The following is a 17,327-nucleotide window of genomic DNA, read 5'->3' as shown; positions in this document are numbered from 1 at the left end:
CCGTTACAACAGGCCGCCGCCGTCGATGTCGATCACGCTGCCGGTCACGAAGCCGTTCTCCATCGCCAGCAGGTAACCTGCCGCGACGTCGGCCGCCTGGCCGACCCTGCCGACTGGCAGGCTACCGCCAACCCGTTCGAACAGCGCCTGACGCTGCGCGGCGCTCATGCCGTCGTAGGCTTCGGTGGCGGTGATGCCGGGGCTGACCACGTTCACCCGCCGCGGCGCCAACTCCTTCGCCAGCTGCTTGCCGGCCGCTTCCAGCGCGGCGTTGATGGCGGTTTTGACCAGCTGACCGCCGAGGTATTTACGCGACAGCTGGCCGGAAGTCAGGGTGATGGAGCCCTGCGGCGCCAGCGTCGGCAGCGCCGCCTGCACCGCGCGCAAACTGCCCCAGAATTTGACGTTGAAGTCGGCTTGCGCCTGTTCAAGGGCGGTCTCCGCCAGCGGCTTCGCCCCCACCAGCGGCCCGGCGGTGATCACCAGATGATCGAAATCGCCGACGGCGGCAAACAGCGCATGCAGTGACGCTTCATCGGTCAGATCGGCCTGCATCAGGCGCAGCGCGTCATTATTTTTCTCCCCGGCGTGGGGAAGGCGGCGCGAAGCCAGCACCACTTCAGCGCCGCGCGCCGCCGCCACGTAGGCCACCGCGGCGCCAATGCCGCTGGTACCGCCCAGGATCACCAGCTTTTGTCGTTTCAGTGGGGAGTCGGGAATTGTCATGTTAAGGCCTCTTTTAAGGTAAGTTTCAACGGGATCTATCTTTCCTGATTGAAAATGACCTAACAATCGGCCTTGCTGACAAACACTTATTAATATTTTTTAAAGATCATGCGGCGCTAAAGCGGGCATTTAACTTCTGATCCACGATAATTTCGAAGTCGGTAAACAGCGCCCGGGGTTTTACCGAACGCCCCTGTTTTTCCAGCGCCACCAGGCCGTGTCCGCTGAGCGTTTTCAGCGTGGTGGACAGGTTGCTGACCTGGCGGCCGGACAGTTCGGCCAGCTGGCTGATGGTCTCGGGGCGGGCGGTGTCGATCAGCCGCAGCAGGGCGATATTCTCGTTGCTGAGCACCTGGGCCAGCGCAATCATCGACGTGAACCACACTTTGGGTTCACGTTCCTGCGGCTGGTATTCCCCTTTCGCGATCGCCAGTATGCGCTTGCGAATCAGTTCTTCAGGCATCACGCCAATCAGTGCTTTCATCATCAACCTCGATTTTCTCTCTTGCGTATGACTTCATCTATCCGGGTAAAAAAATCCTCCACCAACTGATAGGCGGAATAAAACTCGTAGGGTGAGCCTTTGTCCGTCGGGGAATCATGTTGATGATCGTAAACGACGCGGCCTGAAAATTTTCCTTTGCGGGGGGTTTTAATGGCATGCGCGTTGTCTATGCCAAAAACCCGGGTATTGTGGTTATCATGCAGGGTCAAATTGTAACGGATGCCGTGAGGGATAAAGGCGGTTTGGGTTACCGTCCAGGCCTCGATTTTCCACCAATAGCCATCCTCACGATTGACCCGCGTACCATGCAGGCTAAGGATGTAGTCCAGTCCATTGTGTTCATCCATTGATCAAAACTCCATTTGTTATGACTTAATCATAACTATTGGGCGTTTTATCGTCAATCCGTTACGCCGTGAATCCGGCTCTCCAAGAAGGGAAACGCATGACCTCATTTGTCGATCTCGAGGTGTTTGTTCGCACGGTGGACGGCGGCAGTTTTTCCGCCGCGGCGCGTGCGCTGGATATGACGCCGGCGGCGGCCAGCATCGCGGTGAAAAGGCTGGAGCAGCAGCTGGGCGCGCGGCTGCTGGTGCGTTCCACCCGCAGCCTGAGGTTGACGGAGGAGGGGGCCCGCTATCTCGACAGCGCACGCCTGGCGCTGGGCGCGTTGGCCGAAGGCGAGCAGGCGATCCGCGAGAAGCATCAGGGGCTGTCCGGGGTGCTGCAGATTTCCGCGCCGTCGGATTTCGGCCGCAATCTGCTGCTCGGTTGGCTGGATGAGTTCCGGCTACAGCATCCGCATATTCAGCTGCAGCTCCTGATCAACGACCGGCAGGCCGATTTGTTTCGCGAGCCGGTGGACGTGGCGCTGCGTTTCGGGCCGTTGGCCGACTCTGCGCTGGTGGCACTGCCCATTTTGCCGCAGCACCGGCGGTTGATCTGCGCCAGCCCCGATTACCTGCGGCGACACGGCGCGCCGCAAACGCCGGCCGATTTGGCCCTGCACAGCATTCTGGTGTATCAGCCCAGCGGCAAACGGCAGGTGGAATGGCGGCTATGGCGCGGTGAGGAACTGATCGAAGTACCGCTGAACGGCAGCTATTTTACCGATGACGGCGAAGTGGCGCGGCGCTGGGCGCTGGCCGGACACGGCGTGGTGCGCAAGTCGGCGATCGACGTGGTGGCCGACATTCGGGCCGGGCGGCTGGTGCCCCTGTTGCCTGAATGGCGCAGCGACGCGGTGCCGATCAATCTGGTTTGCCCGCATCGCTCGCAGGTATCGGAACGCGTCCGGCAGCTGCAGCGCTTTTTACAGCAGCGCTGCCAGCGTTGGATGGACGATCACTTGGCCTGAAGGGTTTCGGTTTGCGCCGGCGTGGCGGCGGTATCCCCGGCAGGCGCGCTTTCTTCGTGCGGGGTGGTAGAACGGGTGTAGATGTTCAGCCCGGCGAGGAATACGCCGCCCAGAGAACCGAAGGCGCACAGGGCGATGACGATGACGAACGCTTTTTTCAGCATAGGAATAATTTCGCAGGTTGCTTGGAACAGCGGGAATTATAGCCCCTTCGCCGGGTGAAACAAGAATCGTTTTTAACGGCGGCGCGCAGACCGCCCTTTGTGATCGCTACCGTTCACTGTCGATGGCCTGCACGCGAGCCGGCCGGGCGAACAGGTATTTTCCCAGCGTCACCAGCACCACTGCCGCCACGATGATCACCAGCGCCAACCACTCGCGCGGCGCCAGCGATTCACCGGCAAAGCCGATGCCGAGCAGCACCGCCACCACTGGATTGACGTAGGCATAGCTGGTGGCGACCGCCGGGCGTACGTTCTTCAACAAGAACATATAGGCGCTGATCGCCAGCATCGAGCCGAAGACAATCAGATACCCCAGCGCCAGAAAGCCGCTGGTGCTCGGCATCTGAGCCAGGTGCTCGCCGCTCAGCCGGCTGGCGACCAATAACACCACGCCGGCGACCAGCATTTCCGCCGCGCCGGCCATCGGCCCGGCCGGCAGCGAGATGCGCGATCCCAATACCGAGCCGAAGGCCCAACTGGCCGACGCCAGCAAAATCAGTAGCGCGCCGGTCGGGTTGCCCACCAGGTTGTTGCCGGTGTTGAGCAGCACGATGCCCACTAACCCGATCGCAATACCGGCCCATTCCAGTTTGGTGTTGCGCATGCCCCACAGCAGGCTGAAGCAAAGGGTGAACAGCGGCACCGTCGCCACCATCACCGCGGCGATGCCGGACGGCACGTGTTGGTGTTCCGCCACCGTCACCAGGCCGTTGCCTACCGCCAGCAGCAGAATGCCGATGGCACCGGCGGCCAGCCACTGCTTCGGCGTCGGCAGCGCGTGGCCGCGCCAGGCCAGGAAGCTGAACAGCACGATGCCGGCGGTCAGAAAGCGAATGCCGGCCATCATCAGCGGCGGCCACTGCGCGACGCCGAGGCGAATGACGAAATAGGTGGAACCCCAAACGATATATAACGTGAACAACGCCCCGATCAACGGCAGGACGCTACGGCTTGGTTGGCTAAGCATAGGATTGTATTTTGCAGGGATGATTATTATTAGAACGCTCAGTAAACCCGATCGGGCAACCGATAAGCAATGGCCTTCGGCATTATTTTTCCCGGCCGCCGCAAGCCGTTCAGCTGTCCTGTCGTTTCCACTGCAGCCAGCTGACGGCCGGCAGGTAAATCGACCAGCCGACGGCCAGCAGCAGCAGCATGAACTCCGGCGGTACGCCGGGCAGCAACGCGTCCAGCTTCCAGGACACGGCGTAGGCGAAGGGGCCGACGGCGGCGCCCAACACCGCCAGTGGCCAGGGCGCTGCTCTGACCACGTCCAACAGCCAATACCACCAGCAGCCGAAACCGATCCACAGCGCGATGGCCCAGAGCGGCAGGCCGTGTTGCCCACTGTAGTGCAGTACGCCACTGTAGCTCCACAGCCCATCCATGCCGATACCGCCCAAAGCGGTCAGGGCTGCGCCTTTGCGGCGGGCGGCAGGGGTAAAGATCAGCGCCAGCGCGGCGCCGGCCAGCAGTATGCCGTTGAGCCGATCGCGAGTCAGCAGCGCCAGCAGCCAGCAGACGCCCAGTCCCAGCGTCGCCAGCCAGAATCCGGCATGCGGCTTCTTCATCGTTCAACTCCCGTGGGGTTACTCTGCCGCCGTGCGCTCAGTGCGCTGACGGGTTTGCCAGAGCGGGCGCGCGGCCCGCTGTTCGGCTGAATGTTCGTTAATTCAACCTTAGAAGGGAAGGTGCGGGGTGCACAAGCAGAATAATCTGTACCGGTTGGAAAGCTGGGCAAAAATCGGTTTACAGGAGCGAAATGCGGTAGGCGCAGCGGCGGGAGCCGGCCAGAATGTGTTCGGCGCGCTCCACCTGCGCCTGCAGCACTTCGGTGAAGATGCTCAGCTCCGCCCGGCAGAAGCCCTGGCAGACGGTAGCGGCGGCGCAGATCGGGCAGTGGTTTTCCACCAACAGGTAGGAACCGTCCTCCTCCTGACGCCATTCGGCCATATACCCTTCGCGGCTGCGGATCTCGGTGAGCCGTGCCACGCGTTCGCGCAGATCGGTGGCGCCGATCATTGCCTGCTTGTAGTTGATGCGGTTTTCCTGCTCGCGGGTCTCGATCAGCACATCGAGCGCCTGTTCGCCCAGCTTGTCGCGCACGGTGCGCAGCAGCTGCACCGTCAGATCCGCATGGGTGTCGGGAAAGCGCGCGTTGCCGGCGGAGGTCAAATGCCACAGCTGCACCGGGCGGCCCACGCCGCGCGTTTCCGCCACCGCTTCGACCAGCCCCTCTTTCGCCAGCTTGACGAACTGCTGGCGGGCCGCCTCACCGGTGGTGCCGAGCACCTTTCCTGCGTCAGAAGCTTGCTGCGGGCCGCGGGTTTTCAATAGCGTCAGCAAGCGGTCACTGACCGATTGTGCGGTGCTGCCGCTATTTTCCAAGTTTATTCTTGACATATTTCTCCGCCTCGCCCTAACTTATTCCAAGATAACTCTTGTTAAATTTAACGCAATCTCATGACCAACTCAATGCCATTCCTCTGAAAACAGGACGACAACCGTGATAACCCATGACGATAGCCGCTGGAGCGACCTCTTCTCCGGCAAAAATGCGGCCAGTGCGATCGCGCTTTCGCTCGGCGTAGCGCTGCATGCCATCAATATTCTGGTCGCCACCACCATTCTGCCCTCGGTGGTGCAGGATATCGGCGGGCTGGATCTCTACGCCTGGAACACCACGCTGTTCGTGGTGGCGTCGATCCTCGGTTCCGCGCTGTCGGCCCGCTTGCTCAGCGGCTACGGCGCGCGCAGCGCCTATCTGGTGGCTTCGCTGTTCTTCATCGCCGGGGCGGCGCTGTGCGCGTTGGCACCGAGCATGCCGGTGATGCTGATCGGCCGCACGGTGCAGGGCTTCGGCGGCGGGCTGATCTTTGCGCTCTCCTACGCGATGATCAACCTGGTGTTCGAGCAGCGATTGTGGCCGCGCATCATGGCGCTCATTTCGGCGATGTGGGGCATTGCCACCCTGGTGGGGCCGGCGGTAGGCGGCATTTTTGCCGAGCTGCACGCCTGGCGCTGGGCCTTCGGCATTCTGCTGCCGATCATGGCGCTGTACGCCGCGTTTACCTTCCTGATCCTGCCCAAGGGCAAAGCGCAGCAGGCGGCCGCACCGTTGCCGGCCGCGCAGCTGCTGCTGCTGACCGTGGCGGTGCTGGTGGTGTCCGCCGGCAGCCTGGCGCACAGCGCCTGGATCAACCTGGCGGGTATCGCGCTCTCGCTGGTGCTGATGGCCTGGCTGCTGAAGCGCGAAGCGTACTCGCGGGCTCGCCTGTTGCCGCACGGCGCACTGCGGCGCGGCTCATCGCTGGCGGCGCTCTATATCACGACCGCGTTGCTGGTGATCGGTATGACCAGCGAAATCTTCGTGCCGTATTTCCTGCAGCTGCTGCACGGCCAGTCGCCGCTGATCTCCGGCTATATCGCCGCCGCTATGGCCGCCGGCTGGACGCTGTCCGAGATCCTCAGCTCCGGTTGGCGCGGGGCGGGCATTCGCCGGGCGATCGTCAGCGGGCCGCTGTTTGTGCTGGTGGGGCTGCTGGCGCTGGCGATCCTGATGCCGGTGCCGTCCGGCGGCCACTGGCAGGCGCTGGCGCCGATCGTCATTGCGCTGTTGCTGGTGGGATTCGGCATCGGCTTCGGTTGGCCGCACCTGCTGACGCGCATTTTGCAGGTGGCGCCTGAAGCGGACAAAGATATCGCCGGCGCTTCGATTACCACGGTGCAGCTGTTTGCCACCGCATTCGGTGCGGCGTTGGCCGGGATGATCGCTAACCTGGCGGGGCTGAACGATCCGGGCGGCGCGGCGGGCGCGGCGTCGGCGGCGCGTTGGCTGTTCCTGGCGTTTGCGCTGGCGCCGCTGCTGGCGGTATTCAGCGCCTGGCGCTGCGCGGCGATCGCACCGCCGGGGGCTGAGACGGGCAATTTTGTACAAAACCCGCCCTCGCGCGAATGCTAGAATGCCTCTCATTCAGCGGAGGTAAGATGAAGGTGGAAGGCACAGCGCACAAAGCATCCCGGGAGCAGGCCCATTTCATGCACGTCGACGATCTCGGCGGGCTGGAAGTGCTGCAGGCCACCTATCGCCGCCAAACCTTCTCGCGCCATAGCCATGAAGGCTTCTGCGTGGGCGTCATCGACGACGGCGCCCAGCGCTTCTACCGTACCGGCGGCGAACATGTGGCGCCGTTGGGCAGCATCATTTTGGTCAACGCCGACGATATCCACACCGGCAGTTCCGCCACCGAAGAGGGCTGGTCGTATCAGGCGATGTATCCGACGCCGGAGCTGCTGGCGTTTTTGTCGCGCGATCTAAAAACCGGCGCCGGCGCGACGCCTTATTTCCCCAACCCGGTGGTGCACGACGTCGGCCTGGCCGGCCAGCTGCGGATGGCGTTCAGCCTGCTGCGCAGCGATGAGAACCGGCTGATGAAAGAGACCATGGTGTTTTCGGCGCTGACCTGGCTGATGCTGCGGCACGGCAAAAGCCGTATCGACCCTGCGCCGCAGAGCCGGGCGCAAAGTCAGGTGGCGCGGGTGAAAGCTTTTCTCGACGATTTCCCCGAGGCGGATGTTTCGCTGCTGGAGCTGGCGGAGCGGGTGGCGCTCAGCCCTTATTACCTGCTGCGGCAGTTTCAACAGGCCACCGGCCTGCCGCCGCATGCCTATCAAATTCAGGCGCGGCTGCGCAAGGCGCGCGGCATGCTGAAGGCCGGCAGCAGCGTGCTGGACAGCGCGCTGAGCTGCGGTTTTCACGATCAAAGTCATTTCCACCGCCATTTCCGCAAGTCGATGGGCGTTACGCCGGGCGACTACGTCAAATCGCTGAAATAGCTGAGCAATCGGGTGCAATACCCGTGTGCGCCTGCGCCGTAAGCTGGCTTCTTCAATCGAAGGAGAAGCCCATGACTGATTCAATCCCCCTCATCACGTCGCCATCCGCCCGCCTGCGCCCCGCGCTGCAGGGCGGGGTGGCTATCTTGCCGCTGTGCCTGGCGGTGGTGCCGTGGGGCGTACTGGCGGGCTCGATGGCCCTGCAAAGCGGCCTGACGCCGGCGCAGGGGCTGGGCATGTCGGCTATCGTGTTCGCCGGGGCGTCGCAGCTGGTGGCGATGGGCATGATCAAGGGCGGTGCCGGGCTGCTGGCGATCCTGCTGTCGACCTTTTTCGTTACCGCCCAGCACTTTCTTTACGCGCTGCGGCTGCGGGAGCGCATTGCGCCGCTGCCGTTGCGCTGGCGGCTGGCGCTGGGATTCTTGCTCACCGATGAACTGTTCGCGCTGACCGGCGAACAGACGCCGGCGCGTTTCAACCGTTGGTATGCGCTGGGCGCCGGGCTGACTTTTTACCTGTGCTGGTTTCTCTCCACGCTGCTCGGCATCGTAGCCGCCGGCAGCGCCGGCGATCTGGACGGTTACGGGTTGGATTTCTCCATCGCCGCCACCTTTATCGCCATCGTGGTGCCGCTGGTGCGCAACCTGCCGGTGTTGGCCTGCGTGCTGACCGCGCTGCTGCTTTCCATCGTGTTGCACCATTTCCAGACGCCGGGCGCATTGGTGATCGCCACCGTGACGGCGATGCTGGTCGGGCTGCTGTGCAGCGGGGGGCGCCGATGATCTGGCTGACGATCGTTTTGATGGGGTTGGTGGTGTTCTTCAACCGCTACTGTTTTCTGGCGCCGGGGCTGCCGCTGCGGTTATCGCCGCGCGTTAAAACGCTGCTGAGCTTTTCCGTGCCGGCGGTGCTGACGGCGATCTGCGGGCCGATTGTCGCCTTCAGCGGCGACCAGCTGCGCGCCGCGCCGGACAACCCTTACCTGTGGGGGGCGGTGTTTGCGGTGATATTGGCGTTCTTTCTGCGCAACATGCTGGCGGTGGTGTTGCTGAGCATGCTGATTTTCATCGCGCTGCGCGACATTTTTTAAAATCCGCTTGCTATATCTCTAATTTGAGATTATTTCTCTTATATGGGATTTTGAGGTGGAGCGTGAGCGGTGGATAATGGTTTGGAGACGGCCGACCTGAGGTTGGCGCAGCGGCTGGCGGATTTGCGCCAGCAGCGGGCGTGGTCGCTGGAGGAGCTGGCGCAGCGCACCGGCCTTAGCCGGGCGACGCTCTCGCGGGTGGAGCGCGCCGAAACCAGCCCGACGGCGTCGCTGCTGAACCGGCTATGTGCCGCCTACGGGTTGACCATGTCTCGCTTGCTGAGCGAAATCGAAGACGAACCGCCGGAGCTGCTGCGGCCGCCGCAACAGCCGGTGTGGGTCGATCGGGCCAGCGGTTTTCACCGTCGCTCCGTTTCCCCGCCCGCCGCACTGTATAAGGCCGAGTTTATCGAAGCCCGGCTGGATGCCGGCGCGCAGATCGATTATGACCTGCCGTCGATTTCGGCGCTGGAGCATCACCTCTGGCTGTTGTCCGGGCAGCTGGAATTGACGCTGGAAGGGCGCGTTTTCCGGCTGTCGCCCGGCGACTGCCTGCGCTACCGCCTGTTCGGCGCCTCCCGTTTCCATGTCCCCGGCGATGAGCCGGCCCATTACACGCTCGTTATCTGCAGGCCATAGCCATGATTGAATTGCAACAGTGGGACGCCGACGCGGCGCAAAGCGCCATGGCCGACCTGGCCGAGATGCTGCACGCCAGCGTGGCGCACGGCGCCAGCATCGGTTTTGTCATGCCTTTTACGCTGGAACAGGCGCGGGCGTTTTGGCAGGGGTTACTGCCGGCCCTGGCGCGGGGCGAGCGCGCGATGCTGGTGGCGCTCGAGAACGGTCGGCCGGTCGGCACCGTGCAGCTGCTGTTGGCGATGCCGGACAACGGCCGCCACCGGGCGGAAGTGGTCAAGCTGATGGTGCACCCGCAGGCGCGGCGGCAGGGCGTCGCCCGGCTGTTGATGCAGGAAGTGCAGGCGCTGGCGGCGCGCCATCGCCGCAGCCTGTTGGTACTGGACACCCTGAGCGGCAGCGCGGCGCAGGGATTGTACCGTCAATTGGGGTTCGAGGCGGCGGGCGACATCCCGCAATACGCCCGCGCCAGCGACGGCGGGGCGTTGGATGCCACCTGTTATATGTACAAACTGCTGTGAGGTTTAGCGCCCGCCCCAGGCGTTGATCGCCTGCTGGCGCACCTGCAGCTTCTGCTGCGGCGTCAGCTTGTTGTAGTCGCGGGCCAGCCCGCTTTCCCAATCGCCGTACATCGGGTTGGGCAGCACGATGAATTCAGTGCCGAATTTGCCCTGGTTCTCGCTGACGAACGCCCGGCGCTGCGCATTGTCCTTGTGGTAAGTCGCGGCGCCGAAGTCGTTCAGGTTGTCGCCGGCGTACACCACGATGTCATAGCCGGCTTGTTTGATGGCGTCGAAGCGCGCCTGCTTATTGGAGGTGTCGGTGCTGAGCAGTACGGTCTTTTCCGACATGCCGGTGAAACCGAGCTTCTGCATGTTGGCCACCGTGGCGGCGTATTCGCTCTGCTTGCGGTTCGACACGTAGAACATCGTCCCCTGATGGGTGTTAACGTAGCGGGCGAACGACACCGCGCCCGGTACCGCACCGGCCTGTTCGGCCTGCGTCCATTTGGCCCAGGTGGCGCCGTCGTACGGCTGGCCCTGCTGCGCCTGCCAGCCGGAGTAGGCGCTGTTGTCCAGCATGGTTTCATCCAGATCGACCACCACTGCCTTTTTACGGCCCGGCGCGGCCTTGGCCTGATCGAAGGCGCGCTGCGCGCTGTTGAACGCCTGATGTGCCAGCGCCCGGTATTCACCGGATTGTTGGAACCAGTTCACCGCCAGCACCGACTGATCCGCCAGCCGTTGCTGGGCCTGCGCATCGGTGTGCGGCGGCTGTGCGCACCCGGCCAGCGTCAGCAGCGCGACGCCGACCGCCGCGCCGAGGGTGAGTGTGCGTACCTGTTTTCCTGCCATCGTTATCTCTCTCTTTTTTATTGTGGGCTGTCCAGCAGCATATCCATCTCGAACTGACGCAGGGGATCCTGCCGCCAGCCAAGATGCGTAAAGAAGGGGGCCGCCACCTCGGGCACAAAGACGTTGGCGGTCAGCGGCAAAGGGGCGAACTGCGCTTGCAGGGCCGCGAGCAAGGTGCGGGCATGCCCCTGGCCGCGGTGCTGCGGCGGCACATAGATCAGGCGCAGCCAGCAGTGCTCGGCGCCGGGCATCACCACGGCGTAGGCTTGGCGATTGAGCGTATAGGCTTGCGGTTTGCCCGGCAGCTTGAACAGCGATTCGGGGGCGATCAGCCAGGGCAGGTCGGTGGCGCCCTCCGCCGTCAGACGATGGCTGACGGTCAGCGGATCGACCGCCTGCAGCGCCGCCGTGCCTGGCGGCACGTCCTTCGGCGCCTGATGGCCGGTCAGGGTGCGCACGATGCGCAGCCCGGCGCGATGATACAGCGCCAGTGCGGCTTCGTTGCCTTCAATCACTTCCAGCGACAGCCGACGGTCGCCGCGGCGGCGTGCATCCGCCACCAGCCGCTGCATCAGCGTTTTGCCCAGCCCCTGGCCGCGCATCTCCGGGCGCACGGAAAAGGCCGCAACCCGGCTGTGACGGCCGCGGCGGGCGATCAGCGCCACCGCCACCGGTTCATTGCGGTGGGTGACGATCAGGCTGTCATTCAGGCTGAGATCTTCGGCGCCGAAGCGGGCAGCGAAGGTCTGCCCATCGAGCACGAAACGCACGATGTAGTTTTCAAAACAGTGGCTGAGGATGTTTGCCAGTTCGTCGCTGCTGTAGCGCACGGCGTTGTGATAGTCGAAGCGTCCGTCGTTATGCATGGCTGATTCCGCTTGGGGAAAGCTATACATGTAGACCCGTTTGTTTTGCAAGGCAAGCGGGGGCATTCGTTGGCGGGAAAATAAAAACAAAAAAGCCGGACGCAGCCGCCCGGCGAAATAAAACTCTGGGTATCAAGTGACGCTAAAGTTTGCAGTGGTGGTTATTCATTCATCACATCAGAACTGGTAGGTCAGGGCGACGGCAATCACGTTGTCGTCTTTCAGACCCAGCTTGTTATTGCTGTCGAGCTGGTTGATTTTATAATCGACATAGGTCGACATGTTCTTGTTGAAATAGTAATACGCGCCGACATCGATATATTTCACCAGGTCGGCATCGCCGATGCCTTCAATATCTTTGCCTTTCTGCTGAACGTAGCCCAGCGATGGACGCAGGCCGAAATCGAACTGATATTGCGCAACCAGTTCCAGGCCTTCCGCTTTATTGGCGAAACCGCTGACGGAGGTGGAACGGTTATTGATGGTGGCGGTGCCGGAAATAGGCGCGATGTTGCGGCTTTCCGAGTAGGTGGCAGCCAGATAGACATCGTTGTTGTCGTATTTCAGACCGGCGGCCCAGATATCGGCCTTGTCGCCTTTGCCGAAGGTGCCCGCTTTCTGGCTGGCGGTACGGTTGGATGAGGCATAGGCGGCGCCCACGCTCAGGCCGTCGATGATTTCGTAGCTGGAGGAAAGGCCCCAACCGTCGCCGTTCGCCTTGCTGGCGGAGCGGCCGTCGTTTTCGTTCTTGCCCTGATACTGCACGGCGAATTTCAGGCCGTCGACCAGACCGAAGAAGTTGTTATTACGGTAGGTGGCAACGCCGTTGGTGCGGCCGTTCATGAAGTTGTCGGTTTTGACGTAAGCATCGTCGCCGAATTCAGGCAGCATATCCGTCCAGGCGCCGACGTCGTAAATAATGCCGTAGTTGCGACCGTAGTCGAAAGAACCGAAGTCCTTATATTTCAGACCGGCGAAGCCCAGGCGCGTTTTAGTGTCTTTGGTGCCGTCGGATTCAGAATGGTTAGCGGCGATCTGATATTCCCACTGGCCGTAACCTGTCAGCATGTCATTAATCTGGGTCGCGCCTTTAAAGCCGATACGGACGTAGGTTTTATCACCGTCGTTGCCGGCATCATCGGAGAAATAATGCAGGGCTTTCACACGACCGTAAAAATCGAGTTTGTTGCCGTCTTTATTGTAGATTTCTGCTGCCTGTGCCGCTTGCGCAAGTAAAAGTGCCGGAATAATAACGGCCAGAAGATTACGTTTCATGAGTTACCCTGCTTTATTCGATTGAAAGACGCTTATCATCAGTTGCATTGCTGTTTTACTGTGCCGCCTGATTGTTTGCGGCGGAGAATTTTTACCGTAGTAATGTGATCTATTTATGACAAAAAATTCATTTTCATGTCGAACGATTAAAAAAGTCGCGCAAAGGGTGAATTTTTTCTTCAGCCGATGGTCGGCGGCTGGTCTACAGTTACCGATACCTTGTTCCGCAGTGGGAGGAATCATGCACGATACTTATACGTTGTTCGGTACGCAGGGTTGCGGCTCGACGATTGTGGCCGCCGCGTTGGCGTTGACCGCTTTCCCCTGGGGTTATGAGGAAGTGGACTACGCGCAGGACGGCCCGGAACGCGATCGCCTGCTGGCGCTGAACCCGCTGGGCCAGGTGCCCACCTTAGTGTTGCCCAATGACGAAGTGATGACGGAGAGTGCGGCGATTATCCTGCTGCTGCACGATCGTGCACCGCATGCCGAGCTGGCGCCGCCCGGCGGTTCGCCGCTGTTGCCGCGTTTTCTGCGCTGGCTGCTGTTCATCAACGCGGAGATTTACCCCACCTTCACCTATGCCGACCATCCGCAGCGCTGGCAGCCGCAGGCGGCGGGGGCGGAACAGCTGAAAAATGCGGTAATGACTTATCGTGAGCGTTTATTGCAGCAGCTGAACGCCGCCGCTGGTGCAGCGGGCCCGTGGTTTCTCGGCAAGAGCTTCAGCGCGTTGGATCTGTACGTGGCGGTGATGTGTAACTGGCGGCCGGGCCGCGCGTGGTTCCGGCAACACTGTCCGCGGCTGTACGCCATCGCCGAACGGGTGGAACAGCGGCCGGAGCTGAATGCGCTGCTGAGCGCTCAGTTCGACGGCGTTGCCCCGTTGGAATCGTGAAATCTCCCCGCCGCCCGGCGGGGAACCCTCCTGTTTTTCTGAACCGAGACTGCCGAAAATCCCGATTTTCACTCGCCGTGGCGGCGGGTAGCGTAAGGCTATCCGCAACTGACAGGAGAGTGTGATGCCATCAGAATCCCAGGCCGGGCAACAGGCGTTCGGCGATATTGCCCCCAAGCTGGCGCAGCTCAGCGACCGCGTTTTGTTTGACGATATTTGGCAGCGGCCGGCGCTGAGCCCGCGCGAGCGTAGCCTGATTACCGTCGCCGCGTTGGTAGCGCTCAACCGCGTGGAACAGCTGCCGTTTCACCTGCAGCTGGCGCAGCGCAACGGCGTGACGCGTCAGCAGCTGGCCGAGCTCATCACCCATCTGGCGTTCTACGCCGGCTGGCCCGCGGCGGCGTCGGCCGTGGCGCGCCTGCGCGAGCTGGAACAGGAGGCCCACCATGCCGTTTAGCCGTATCGCCCTGCATCAGGGCAAGTCCGCCGACTATCTGCAAACCTTGTCCGACAGCCTGCATCAGGCGCTGGTGGAGGCCTTTGAGGTGCCGCCGACGGATAAATTTCAGGTGATCGATCAATACCGCCCCGGTGAGCTTATCTACGATCGCGATTATCTCGGCGGGCCGCGCAGCGCGGATTTCGTGCTGTTTTACATCACCGCCGGGCGGCCGCGCGACACCGATACCAAGCGGCGTTTCTACCGGCGGCTGGCGGCGCTGCTGGCGGAGAACCTGCGGCTGCGCCCCGAGGATGTGATGGTGGTGATCACCACCACCCAGTTGGATGAGTGGTCATTCAGCGCCGGGCGCGCCTCGATGATCGATCCGCAGGCGTAACTCGGGCTGACGTCGCCGGCGGTCTGTGGGACAATAGCGCCATCATTTCGTTTAGATAAGAGTTGAATGGCGCTCTCCTCCGCAGTTAAAGATCAGATTGGCCAGTGGTACAAAGCCCTGCAGCAGCAAATACCGGATTTCATTTCCCGTGCGCCCCAGCGACAGATGATCGCCGAGGTGGCGAAGACGTTGGCCGGTGACTACCCGCGCCATCTGGCGATCGAGGCGCCGACCGGCGTCGGTAAAACGCTGTCTTATCTGATCCCGGGCATCGCCGTCGGGCGGGCGGAGAGCAAACCGCTGGTGGTCAGCACCGCCAACGTGGCGCTGCAGGACCAGATCTACAGCAAAGATTTGCCGCTGCTGAAGAAGATTATCCCCGATCTGAAATTTACCGGCGCCTTTGGCCGTGGGCGCTACGTGTGCCCGCGCAACCTGGCGGCGATGAGCACCGACGTCAGTCAACAGGGCGATCTGACGCTGTTCCTCGACGACGAGCTGGCGCCGTCCAGCGGCGAAGAGCAGGCGCTGTGCCAGAAGCTGACCAAGGCGCTGGCTCGCTTCGAGTGGGATGGGTTGCGCGATCACTATCAACAAAGCATCGACGATCCGCTGTGGGCCAAGCTGAGCACCGACAAGGCCAACTGTCTGGGGCGCAACTGCCACTACATTCGCGAATGCCCGTTCTATATCGCTCGCAAAGAGATCGAGAGCGCCGACGTGGTGGTGGCCAACCACGCTCTGGTGATGGCGGCGCTGGAGACGGAGTCGGTGCTGCCGAACCCGAAAGAGCTGCTGCTGGTGCTGGACGAAGGCCACCATTTGCCTGAGGTGGCGCGCGACGCGTTGGAGATCGACGGGGAAATTACCGCGCTGTCGACCAACCTGCAGCTGGACATGATCGTGCGCCAGGTCGAGCAGTGCATGACGCAGTACCGGCCGAAGAATCCGCCGGGGCTGGCCAACAGCGAGCGGCTGAAGAACCATTGTGAGGAGCTGCGCGAGCTGGTGCAGATCTTCGAGCATCAGGTCAGCGCCTACCTGCCCGGCGACAGCGTGGCGGCCGAGCACCGTTTTGAAATGGGCGAGCTGCCGGCGGAGATGGTGGAGAGCTGTGCGCGGCTGTTCAAACTGACCGATGCGCTGCGCGGGCTGGCGGAGTTCGTGCTTAACGATCTCACCGAGCAGACCGGCAAGCACGACATCGTGCGTCTGCACCGGTCGATCATTCAGATGAGTCGCACGCTGGGCTATCTGGAAGCGATGAGCAAGCTGTGGCGGCTGGCGGCGCTCGACAAGTCGTCCAACGCGCCGATCTCCAAATGGGTCACGCGCGAGCTGCGCGATAACGTTACCCATCTCTACCTGCACTGCGTCGGGATTCGCGTCAGCGACCAGTTGGAGAAGCTGCTGTGGCGCAAGGTGCCGCACGTGGTGGTGACCTCGGCCACGCTGCGTTCGCTGAACAGCTTCGCGCGCTTGCAGGAGATGAGCGGGTTGAGCGAGAAGGCCGGCGATCGCTTTGAAACGCTCTCTTCGCCGTTCAATCACGTCGAACAGGGCAAGATTGTCATTCCGCAGATGCGCTACGAACCGGCGCTCGCCAACGAGGCGGAGCACCTCGAGGAGATGGCGCGATGTTTTCGCGCCGAGCAGGCGAGCGGCAAGCACAAAGGCATGCTGATCCTGTTCAGCAGCCACCGGGCGATGCAGACTTTCCTCAGCTACGTGACCGATCTGCGGCTGATGCTGCTGGTGCAGGGCGACCAGCCGCGCTACCGGCTGGTGGAAGAGCACCGCAAGCGGGTGGAGAAGGGCGTCGCCAGCGTGCTGATGGGGCTGCAATCGTTCGCCGAAGGGCTGGATCTGAAAGGCGAGCTGCTGACCCAGGTACACATTCACAAAATTGCGTTCCCGCCGATCGACAGCCCGGTGATCATTACCGAAGGCGAGTGGCTGAAATCGCTGAAGCGCTATCCGTTCGAAGTGCAGAGCCTGCCGAGCGCCTCGTTCAACCTGATCCAGCAGGTCGGCCGCCTGATCCGCAGCAACCAATGCTACGGCGAGATCCTGATCTACGACCGCCGGCTGTTGACCAAAAACTACGGTTTGCGGCTGTTGGCGTCGCTGCCGGTGTTCCCGATCGAGCAGCGCGCGGTGCCGGAGGCCGACAAGGCGCATCTGGCGGCGCTGAAATCCGCCGCCGACGCGGCCAAAAAAGAGAAGAAGCGCGGCAACCCGTTTGCCCGCAAGCGGCGGCGTTAATCAGAGCAGCGGCGGCAGGCGGCGTTTGACCGGCGTGGTTTTTACGATCGAGGTGTTGCTCTGCGCATGCTCGGCCAGCCGATCGAGGGTGTGGTCGAGCTGTTCCATCGAGTGCGCCACCAGCCGCACGATAAAGCAGTCTTCGCCGGTCACCTTATCGCATTCGACCACTTCCGGGATCGCCTGAATCAGCTGCTCGACCTTCTTCAGCATGCCCGGCAGCGGCTTGATGCGCACCAGCGACTCGAAGGCGTAGCCCACCGCCTGCAGATTGATGTTCAGGGTATAGCCCTGGATCACGCCGTTTTCTTCCAGCCGCCTCAGCCTTTCCGAGGTGCTCGGCGACGACAGCCCCACCTGCGCGCTCAGCGTCTTCAACGATGCGCGCGCATCTTCCGCCAGAATGGTCAGGATTTGGCGATCGATATCATCCATAACGCCTCCGTTAGGTA

The 17,327-nt window shown here is 62.2% G+C and carries 22 protein-coding genes; 11 read left to right on the top strand and 11 right to left on the bottom strand.

All coding sequences use genetic code 11. From position 1 onward, the window contains the following. Nucleotides 1-3: 3 nt before the first annotated feature. From FUU19_RS07785 to FUU19_RS07775, 3 genes are all read right to left on the bottom strand, one after another. On the bottom strand, nt 4-726 hold the full coding sequence (locus tag FUU19_RS07785) for an SDR family oxidoreductase (protein ID WP_230490199.1): 723 nt from the start codon (nt 724-726) through the stop codon (nt 4-6). 106 nt (nt 727-832) lie between these two features. After that, nucleotides 833-1,213 carry an HVO_A0114 family putative DNA-binding protein gene (locus tag FUU19_RS07780; protein ID WP_078062023.1) on the bottom strand — a complete coding sequence of 127 codons (381 nt, stop codon included), beginning with the start codon at nt 1,211-1,213 and terminating at the stop codon, nt 833-835. Further along, nucleotides 1,213-1,578 (bottom strand): toxin-antitoxin system TumE family protein, encoded by a 366-nt coding sequence (locus tag FUU19_RS07775; RefSeq protein WP_107227386.1) that lies wholly within the window; start codon nt 1,576-1,578, stop codon nt 1,213-1,215. The genes FUU19_RS07780 and FUU19_RS07775 overlap by 1 nt, the downstream gene beginning before the upstream one ends. Before the next feature lie 98 nt (nt 1,579-1,676). Here FUU19_RS07775 and FUU19_RS07770 point away from each other — a divergent pair, with 98 nt between their 5' ends. Beyond that, nucleotides 1,677-2,588, top strand: a complete 912-nt coding sequence (locus FUU19_RS07770; protein ID WP_202669156.1) for a LysR family transcriptional regulator — start codon at nt 1,677-1,679, stop codon at nt 2,586-2,588. Here FUU19_RS07770 and FUU19_RS07765 read toward each other — a convergent pair. The 4 genes from FUU19_RS07765 to FUU19_RS07750 all read right to left on the bottom strand — a co-directional run bounded on the left by FUU19_RS07765 (nt 2,576) and on the right by FUU19_RS07750 (nt 5,215). After that, nucleotides 2,576-2,752, bottom strand: coding sequence for a hypothetical protein (locus FUU19_RS07765; protein ID WP_004939348.1), 177 nt, complete (start codon nt 2,750-2,752; stop codon nt 2,576-2,578). The two genes, FUU19_RS07770 and FUU19_RS07765, sit on opposite strands and share 13 nt — an antisense overlap. Before the next feature lie 106 nt (nt 2,753-2,858). Beyond that, a complete protein-coding gene (gene yedA, locus FUU19_RS07760; RefSeq protein ID WP_197832917.1) occupies nt 2,859-3,779 on the bottom strand; it encodes a drug/metabolite exporter YedA in 921 nt (306 codons plus the stop codon). Between the two features lie 109 nt (nt 3,780-3,888). Next, entirely contained in the window at nt 3,889-4,383 is a 495-nt protein-coding gene (locus FUU19_RS07755; protein WP_141970097.1) for a DUF2878 domain-containing protein, read from the bottom strand. A gap of 178 nt (nt 4,384-4,561) precedes the next feature. Beyond that, complete coding sequence (locus FUU19_RS07750; protein WP_141970095.1) at nt 4,562-5,215, bottom strand: helix-turn-helix transcriptional regulator; 654 nt, start codon at nt 5,213-5,215, stop codon at nt 4,562-4,564. A gap of 103 nt (nt 5,216-5,318) precedes the next feature. Between FUU19_RS07750 and FUU19_RS07745 the strand changes: the two genes are divergently transcribed. From FUU19_RS07745 to FUU19_RS07720, 6 genes are all read left to right on the top strand, one after another. Next, complete coding sequence (locus FUU19_RS07745; RefSeq protein ID WP_230490200.1) at nt 5,319-6,773, top strand: MFS transporter; 1,455 nt, start codon at nt 5,319-5,321, stop codon at nt 6,771-6,773. 26 nt (nt 6,774-6,799) lie between these two features. Continuing rightward, nucleotides 6,800-7,648: an AraC family ligand binding domain-containing protein gene (locus FUU19_RS07740; protein ID WP_230490201.1), complete on the top strand. Its 849-nt coding sequence runs from the start codon at nt 6,800-6,802 to the stop codon at nt 7,646-7,648. Nucleotides 7,649-7,719: 71 nt separating this feature from the next. After that, entirely contained in the window at nt 7,720-8,430 is a 711-nt protein-coding gene (locus tag FUU19_RS07735) for an AzlC family ABC transporter permease (RefSeq protein ID WP_230490202.1), read from the top strand. Continuing rightward, the gene (locus FUU19_RS07730) at nt 8,427-8,738 is read left to right on the top strand and encodes an AzlD domain-containing protein (RefSeq protein ID WP_197832912.1); all 312 of its coding nucleotides are present in this window, start codon (nt 8,427-8,429) and stop codon (nt 8,736-8,738) included. The genes FUU19_RS07735 and FUU19_RS07730 overlap by 4 nt, the downstream gene beginning before the upstream one ends. A gap of 69 nt (nt 8,739-8,807) precedes the next feature. Further along, nucleotides 8,808-9,377, top strand: coding sequence for a helix-turn-helix domain-containing protein (locus FUU19_RS07725; protein WP_230490203.1), 570 nt, complete (start codon nt 8,808-8,810; stop codon nt 9,375-9,377). A 2-nt stretch (nt 9,378-9,379) separates the two neighbouring features. Next, nucleotides 9,380-9,898 (top strand): GNAT family N-acetyltransferase, encoded by a 519-nt coding sequence (locus FUU19_RS07720; protein ID WP_230507105.1) that lies wholly within the window; start codon nt 9,380-9,382, stop codon nt 9,896-9,898. A 3-nt stretch (nt 9,899-9,901) separates the two neighbouring features. On the opposite strand, the gene FUU19_RS07715 is transcribed toward FUU19_RS07720, so the two are convergent. The 3 genes from FUU19_RS07715 to ompC form a co-directional block, all read right to left on the bottom strand. Further along, nucleotides 9,902-10,732 carry a 5'-nucleotidase, lipoprotein e(P4) family gene (locus FUU19_RS07715; RefSeq protein ID WP_141970082.1) on the bottom strand — a complete coding sequence of 277 codons (831 nt, stop codon included), beginning with the start codon at nt 10,730-10,732 and terminating at the stop codon, nt 9,902-9,904. A gap of 17 nt (nt 10,733-10,749) precedes the next feature. Then, nucleotides 10,750-11,598 carry a GNAT family N-acetyltransferase gene (locus FUU19_RS07710; protein ID WP_230490205.1) on the bottom strand — a complete coding sequence of 283 codons (849 nt, stop codon included), beginning with the start codon at nt 11,596-11,598 and terminating at the stop codon, nt 10,750-10,752. A gap of 177 nt (nt 11,599-11,775) precedes the next feature. Further along, nucleotides 11,776-12,873, bottom strand: coding sequence for a porin OmpC (ompC, locus tag FUU19_RS07705; protein WP_141970078.1), 1,098 nt, complete (start codon nt 12,871-12,873; stop codon nt 11,776-11,778). Nucleotides 12,874-13,114: 241 nt separating this feature from the next. Here ompC and FUU19_RS07700 point away from each other — a divergent pair, with 241 nt between their 5' ends. From FUU19_RS07700 to dinG, 4 genes are all read left to right on the top strand, one after another. Further along, nucleotides 13,115-13,771 carry a glutathione S-transferase family protein gene (locus FUU19_RS07700; RefSeq protein ID WP_230490206.1) on the top strand — a complete coding sequence of 219 codons (657 nt, stop codon included), beginning with the start codon at nt 13,115-13,117 and terminating at the stop codon, nt 13,769-13,771. A gap of 124 nt (nt 13,772-13,895) precedes the next feature. Then, nucleotides 13,896-14,228, top strand: coding sequence for a carboxymuconolactone decarboxylase family protein (locus FUU19_RS07695; RefSeq protein WP_141970074.1), 333 nt, complete (start codon nt 13,896-13,898; stop codon nt 14,226-14,228). Beyond that, entirely contained in the window at nt 14,218-14,610 is a 393-nt protein-coding gene (locus tag FUU19_RS07690) for a tautomerase family protein (protein ID WP_197832907.1), read from the top strand. The genes FUU19_RS07695 and FUU19_RS07690 overlap by 11 nt, the downstream gene beginning before the upstream one ends. A gap of 66 nt (nt 14,611-14,676) precedes the next feature. Beyond that, on the top strand, nt 14,677-16,875 hold the full coding sequence (gene dinG, locus FUU19_RS07685; RefSeq protein WP_230507104.1) for an ATP-dependent DNA helicase DinG: 2,199 nt from the start codon (nt 14,677-14,679) through the stop codon (nt 16,873-16,875). Here the strand turns inward: dinG and FUU19_RS07680 are convergent, their stop codons facing one another. Continuing rightward, nucleotides 16,876-17,310: an Lrp/AsnC family transcriptional regulator gene (locus FUU19_RS07680; protein ID WP_230490208.1), complete on the bottom strand. Its 435-nt coding sequence runs from the start codon at nt 17,308-17,310 to the stop codon at nt 16,876-16,878. Nucleotides 17,311-17,327 lie beyond the last annotated feature (17 nt).

Source organism: Serratia montpellierensis, from assembly GCF_020858655.1.
Taxonomy (GTDB): domain Bacteria; phylum Pseudomonadota; class Gammaproteobacteria; order Enterobacterales; family Enterobacteriaceae; genus Serratia; species Serratia montpellierensis.
The sequence above is the reverse complement of the archived record's forward strand: the minus strand, read 5'-3'. Positions and strand labels throughout refer to the sequence as shown.